Raw genomic sequence first — 6,661 nt, forward strand, 5'->3', positions numbered from 1 at the left:
CTTACCCCCCGTCCTGACCGGCCTTTGGAGACTGTTATGACACAGACCGGCGGACTCTCCACCGGCCTAGCCTTCTTGCCCAACTGGCTATCCGACAGCGACACGGCGAGCCTGGAAACGAGCCTCCAAGCCTGGGTTCGGGCCAGCGGCTGGACCACCGTGGGCCTCGTGTGGCCGCTCGACGGGCCGGCCAAGGCGGCCCTCCTGACGAACACCGAACGGGTTGAGGCGTTGGCGACCGCGCCCGCCGAACTGTCGGAGGTCGCGAAGTCATTGTTGGGGGGCAGTCAAACCGTCGTGTGGCAGGTTCCGAACAGTTCGGGCCGGCTGTACACGCTGCTCTCCCCGCCCGGACTGCCCGTCGGGGCGATCTGGGCCGAGCGGTCGGCCCGCGACCAGTGGAGCGAGGCGGACCGCAGCTACTTTGTGCTGTCGGCGAAAATCCTCGAGCGGTCGGCCCACCTCGGCAAGAAGATCGGGCCGATCATCGAGCCGAACCGGTTGGAGCAACGGCTGAAGGACGCGTCGGTCATCGCCGGGCGGATGGCCCACGATTTCGACAACATCTTAACCGGCATCATGGGGTTCGCCGACCTGACGCAACCGATGCTCGCGGCCGGGTCGCAGCCGGCGAAGTTCGTGTCCGAGATCAACAAGGTCGGGTCGCGCGGGATCGTGTTCACGCAGCAGCTGCACCAACTGAGCAGGTCCGCTCAGGTGAAGGCTCAACCCGGTTCGATCGCGGCAGCCGTGGCGAAGGAGGAAGCCCGCCTCCGCCCCGCGATGCCAACCGGCGTGAACATCGTCTCGAACATCCCGCAGAACCTCGCGAATGTCGCGATGGACGCCGGGGCGCTCGGCACGGTCCTCGGACACCTGTTAGAGAATGCCGTGGAGGCGTCTCCGGCAAATGGGCGAATTGTGGTGACCACGAAACTGGTTGAGCTAAACTGGAGTGAGGCCCGACGATATCTCGGGCAGGTTCATTCGGATACTTATGTTGAGATTACGATTCAGGATTTCGGTACGGGTATAAAATCAGAGGTGAGGTCGCGGCTGTTCGCGGAGCCGTTCTTCACCACGAAGGTCCGACACCGGGGCCTGGGACTGGCCATCGTGTACCGCGTGTTGTTCGCTCACCGAGGGGGGATTCGCATCGACGCGGCTTCTCCCCCCGAGTCCGGGACGGTAGTTCGCGTCGTGATCCCTCTCGCTTCGGCTCGACCGGCGGTCGCACCGACGGCGATCCTCGGTACTTCAGCCTAAGGAGGTAAACACCTATGACCGTGGAAGTAGAAGACCGCCTGCGCCAGACCCCGCGTCCGGCCCGCGCGCCGGCCCCGATCAGCGAGCTGCAGAGCAGCGGGGACATCAACATCCTGATCCTGGACGACGACACCGCGACGTGTTCCGTCATCCAGGCCGCCCTGGCGAACCGGGACTTCGTGATCGACACGGTCTCCGACCCGTCGATGATCGAGTCGGTACTGACCAAGCGGAACCAGTACCACCTCATCATCCTCGACTACGTCATTCCCGGCCTGGAGCCGGACCAGGTGTTCAACTGGGTGAAGGAGTACCAGCCGGACGCGAACATCGTCGTCGTCACGGGCTACCCGTCGGTAGACAGCGCGTTGAACTGCCTCCGCGCCCGCACCTACGACTACCTGACGAAGCCGTTCCAGGTGGACCAGCTGCGGGAAATCGTGATCCGCTGTCTGGAGAGCAAGGGCTTGCTGCGGATGACGGAAGAAGCCCTCCGCGAGTCGCTCGGCGCGGCGATCCGCGAGCGGCGCAAGGGTCTCGGGTTCACGCTGTCGAACATGAGCGAGCGGACCGGCGTGTCGCTCGGCTACCTGTCGCAGATCGAGCTGGGCAAAAACTCGGCGTCGATCGAAACGCTGTACCGGATCTGCTTGGCGCTCGGCATCAAGATGAGCGAACTCTTCACGGCCGTCCAGCGGCACTAAGAGAACTCGAAGTTTATCGAAAGCCCACGGACGAACGTCCGTGGGCGTTTTCATTTCGCCCCACCCCACCTGTCCGCTAAACTGTCAACGTCTGGACAGCCGCCCCGCGCGGCCCCCACCCCGGACTTCCGTGAGGATTCCGCCGTGTCGTTCCGCCTCGCGTTTCTTGTATCGCTGCTCGCGGCCGCGCCCGCCTTTGCCGACACGCCCATAGACTTCAACCGGGACATCCGACCGATCCTGTCGAACAACTGCTTCCAGTGCCACGGCCCGGACGAAGCGGAACGGAAGGGCGACCTCCGGCTCGACACGGCCGAGGGCGCGACCGAGGCGGCCATCGTCCCCGGCAAGCCGGACGAGAGCCAACTGATCGAGCGTGTCACAACGAAGCAAGGCGGTCTCATGCCGCCGCCGAAGACGGGCAAGAAGCTGACGGCGAAGGAAATCGAGTTGCTGACGGCCTGGGTCAAGCAAGGGGCGAGGTACGCGGTCCACTGGTCCTACGCGAAATCGGTCCGGCCCACGCCACCAGAAGTCAGAGGTCAGAAGTCAGAGGTCAGAAATCCCATCGACAACTTCGTCCTTGCCGCGCTTCAGAAACAGAAGCTAACGTACCAGCCCGAGGCGGATCGGTACGCCCTCGCCCGGCGGGTCGCGCTCGACGTGACCGGGCTGCCGCCGACGTGGGCGGAGGTCGAGGCGTTCGTAAAGGACACTTCTGCCGACGCCTACGAGAAGTTCGTGGACAAGCAGCTCGCCAAGCCCGCCTACGGCGAGCACTGGGCGCGGATGTGGCTCGACCTCGCCCGGTACGCCGATTCCTCCGGGTACGCCGACGACCCGGCGCGGACGATCTGGGCGTACCGCGACTACGTCATCAAGAGCTACAACGCGAACAAGCCGTTCGACCTGTTCACCATCGAGCAACTCGCAGGCGACCTGCTGCCGAACGCGACGGAGGAGCAGAAGGTCGCGACCGCGTTCCACCGCAACACGCTGACCAACAGCGAGGGCGGCACGAACGACGAGGAGTTCCGGTCCGTGGCCGTCGTGGATCGCGTGAACACGACGATGACGACATGGATGGGCACGAGCATCGCCTGCGCCCAGTGCCACACGCACAAGTACGACCCGCTTTCGCAGACCGAGTTCTTCGGCCTGTACGCCTTCCTCAACAACACCGCCGACGCCGACCGGCCGAACGAGGCCCCGGTGCTGGAACTCGGGTTGACGGAGGAGATGAAGGCGAAGCGGAAGAACCTCGACGCGATGGCCGCGGCGTTCGAGAAGACGCTGACGGCCCAGCCGAAACCGGTTCAACCGTTCGTGAAGTTGCAGGTTGACGCCGTGAAGAAGGCCCGCGCCGCGGTTCAGCCGAAGACGACCGTGCCGGTTATGGAGGAACTGACGGGCAACGCCCGCCGCGTGACGAAGCTCCAGTACCGCGGCAACTTCATGGACCTCGGCGATGTGGTGGCCGAGCACGTCCCCGCCGCCTTCCCGCAAATGCCGAAGGACGTCCCGAAGAACCGGCTGACGCTCGCGAAGTGGCTGATGCACGAGGACAACCCGCTGACCGCCCGCGTGATCGCGAACCGGTACTGGGAGCACGTCTTCGGCCTCGGCCTCGTCCGCACGAGCGAGGAGTTCGGGTCGCAGGGCGAACTGCCGTCGCACCCGGAACTGCTCGACTGGCTGGCGACGGAACTGCACCGCACGAAGTGGGACATGAAGGCGTTCGTGAAGTTGCTCGTCACGTCCGCGGCGTACCGGCAGTCGTCGAAGGTGACGCCGGCGCTGCTCGAAGCCGACCCGGACAACCGCTGGCTGTCCCGCGGCCCCCGCGTGCGGCTGACGGCCGAGATGGTCCGCGACCAGGCGCTGGCCGTGTCCGGGCTGCTCAGCCCGAAGATGTACGGCCCCTCCGTGAAGCCGCCGCAGCCGGCGTTCGGCCTGAGCGCCGCGTTCGGCCGGTCGATGGACTGGACGACGAGCGCCGGCGAGGACAAGTTCCGCCGCGGTATCTACACGGAATGGCGGCGGACGAACCCGTACCCGTCGATGAGCACGTTCGACGCCCCGAACCGCGACGTGTGCAGCGTCCGCCGCCCGCGGACGAACACGCCACTGCAAGCCCTCGTGACGCTCAACGACCCCGTCTACGTGGAAGCGGCTCAGGCACTCGCCCGCAAGATCGTGAAGGAAGGCAAGACGACCGCCGACCGCGCCGCGTTCGCGATCCGGCAGGTCGCGACCCGCCCGGCGAGCGAGAAGGAGGTCGCCCGCCTCGTGAACCTGTTCGACGACACGCGGGCGAGCTACGCGAAGGACGCGAAGAAGGCCGAGAAGATGGCGACCGACCCGATCGGCCCGCTGCCGAAGGGCGGCGACGCGGCCGACCTCGCCGCGTGGACCGTGGTGGCGAACGTGCTGCTGAACCTCGACGAGATGCTGATGAAACGGTGACCGCTTTCGGAAGCCATAACAACTACTCGTTTGAACCCCGATACAAACTCAACTTGGGCCTACGTGAGCCGCCAAGATGGGCGTTACTCACCACTGGAGAAGTCATGCGAATCGCCATTCCCTTTCTATTTTTGCTCTTTACGGGCTGCACTACAAGTAGCAGCCAACCGCCAGCAGACACCGCGAAACCGGAACCTCCAAAAAAGGCCCAGCCTCCGGCTCCCCAACCTGTACCGCCCAAACCCAAGCCCAAAATCAATGGCTCCCGCGAGAAGCCTGTCACGGTTTCGGCGAAAGACTTTCTCTTGTTTCCTGACACCCACGGCTTGGGCTACTTCCGAATTGAGAACGTTTGGATTGGCTGGTACAAGCGTTGGGAGCAGAAGCGGGATATATCTGTCGCCATATCCACGGAAGATGAACACATTGCCCAAATTCAACCTGTCGAAAGCAAAGAACGAATTCGGGTAATGGCGTTTATCCTCCCGGAAATACTTGCCAAACCATACATTGAAGAATTCCCGACGGATAGCCGTTACAATTGCAATCTCAACTTTGAATACTAGAGAGCGGTTCGCCCATCATAGCCAAAATCAGTCGAGTCGAATTTATCAATGGGCGATTAAAGGTCAGTCGCGTTCTTGAGTGAAAGCAGCCAGAGGCTTCAGACTGCGGCTTTTCTAAATGTGAGGATCTGCCTTGCACCCGAAACTCCAACTCCTCCAGCACGCGACGCGGCGGCACTTCCTGCGGTCGTCGTCGCTCGGCCTCGGCGCGCTGGCCGTGTCGTCGCTCGTCGGGGACGCCGCCCCGGAGAACCCGCTCGCCCCGAAGAAGCCGCACTTCAAGCCGACGGCCAAGCGGGTCATCTACCTGCACCTGTCCGGCGCGCCGCCGCACCTCGACCTGTTCGACTACAAGCCGGAACTCGTCAAGCGGACCGGCCAGGACTGCCCGGACGAAATCCTCAAGGGCCGCCGGTTCGCGTTCACGTCCGGCGTGCCGAAGCTCATGGGTACGCCACGGAAATTCGAGAAGCGCGGCAAGGCCGGCGTCTGGATGTCCGACGCCATCCCGAAGTTGCACGCGCACGCGGACGACATCACCGTCGTCCGGTCGATGAACACGGACCAGTTCAACCACGCCCCGGCGGAGCTGCTGCTCTACACCGGCTCGCCGCGGCAGGGGCGGCCGAGCATGGGGACGTGGGTGACCTACGGCCTCGGGTCGGAGAGCGAGAACCTGCCGGGGTTCGTCGTGCTCATCTCCAGCGGCGTGCAGCCGAGCGGCGGCCAGGGGTGCTGGGGCAGCGGCTTCCTGCCGAGCGTCTACCAGGGCGTGCAGTGCCGCAGCAAGGGCGACCCCGTGCTGTACGTGTCCGATCCGGCCGGCATGGACCGCGACCTGCGGCGGCAGAGCCTCGACGCCCTCAAGGACTTGAACGAGCTGCAAGAGAAGGAGTTCGGCCACCCGGAAACGGCGACGCGGATCGCGCAGTACGAGCTGGCGTTCCGCATGCAGATGAGCGTGCCGGAGGTGATGGACATCAACAAGGAGACGAAGGAGGTCATCGACGATTACGGCGCGACGCCGGGCGGGGCGAGCTTCGCGAACAACTGCCTGCTCGCCCGGCGGCTGGTCGAGAAGGGCGTGCGGTACGTGCAACTGTTCGACTGGGGCTGGGACTTCCACGGGACCGGACCCGGCGAGGACATCCGCGACGGGCTGACGAAGAAGTGCGCGACCATCGACAAGCCGATCGCGGCCCTGATCCGCGACCTGAAGCGGCTGGGCCTGTTCGACGACACGCTGATCGTCTGCGGCGGCGAGTTCGGCCGCACGCCGTTCCGCGAAGGCCGCACCGCCGGCGGCAAGATTCTGGGCCGCGACCACTACCCGGACTGCTACTCGTTGTTCCTGTGCGGCGGCGGCATCAAGCGGGGCCACACGCACGGCGAGACGGACGACCTCGGGTTCAACGTGGCGACGGACAAGGTTCACGTCCACGACCTGCAGGCGACGATCCTGCACTGCCTGGGGTTCGACCACACGAAGCTGACGTTCCGCTTCCAGGGCCGCGACTACCGGCTGACCGACGTTCACGGGAGCGTGGTGAAGAAGATCCTGGCGTGACCGCCATGTTGATGCGACGGGTGGTCTTTACCCGCAAGGTTTTCAGGCTGAAAGCCTGGGACATGTCAGCCCAGGGCAACGCCCTGGGTGGG

At 64.6% G+C, this 6,661-nt stretch carries 5 protein-coding genes; all 5 read left to right on the top strand.

What is annotated here, in order from left to right:
- Nucleotides 1–36: 36 nt before the first annotated feature.
- Nucleotides 37–1,266 (top strand): ATP-binding protein, encoded by a 1,230-nt coding sequence (locus AC5JJ2_RS15720; RefSeq protein WP_495858957.1) that lies wholly within the window; start codon nucleotides 37–39, stop codon nucleotides 1,264–1,266.
- A gap of 14 nt (nucleotides 1,267–1,280) precedes the next feature.
- Nucleotides 1,281–1,970: a helix-turn-helix domain-containing protein gene (locus AC5JJ2_RS15725; RefSeq protein ID WP_495858958.1), complete on the top strand. Its 690-nt coding sequence runs from the start codon at nucleotides 1,281–1,283 to the stop codon at nucleotides 1,968–1,970.
- A gap of 144 nt (nucleotides 1,971–2,114) precedes the next feature.
- Entirely contained in the window at nucleotides 2,115–4,436 is a 2,322-nt protein-coding gene (locus AC5JJ2_RS15730) for a PSD1 and planctomycete cytochrome C domain-containing protein (protein ID WP_495858959.1), read from the top strand.
- Between the two features lie 104 nt (nucleotides 4,437–4,540).
- Nucleotides 4,541–5,002: a hypothetical protein gene (locus tag AC5JJ2_RS15735; RefSeq protein WP_495858960.1), complete on the top strand. Its 462-nt coding sequence runs from the start codon at nucleotides 4,541–4,543 to the stop codon at nucleotides 5,000–5,002.
- A gap of 133 nt (nucleotides 5,003–5,135) precedes the next feature.
- A complete protein-coding gene (locus tag AC5JJ2_RS15740; protein ID WP_495858961.1) occupies nucleotides 5,136–6,569 on the top strand; it encodes a DUF1501 domain-containing protein in 1,434 nt (477 codons plus the stop codon).
- Nucleotides 6,570–6,661 lie beyond the last annotated feature (92 nt).

It is taken from the genome of Limnoglobus sp. (assembly GCF_059499385.1).

Excerpts from the sequence above, each read along its gene's own strand:
- AC5JJ2_RS15720 (WP_495858957.1), top strand. The coding sequence starts at position 37 with ATGACACAGACCGGCGGACTCTCCACCGGCCTAGCCTTCTTGCCCAAC.
- AC5JJ2_RS15725 (WP_495858958.1), top strand. The coding sequence starts at position 1,281 with ATGACCGTGGAAGTAGAAGACCGCCTGCGCCAGACCCCGCGTCCGGCC.
- AC5JJ2_RS15735 (WP_495858960.1), top strand. The coding sequence starts at position 4,541 with ATGCGAATCGCCATTCCCTTTCTATTTTTGCTCTTTACGGGCTGCACT.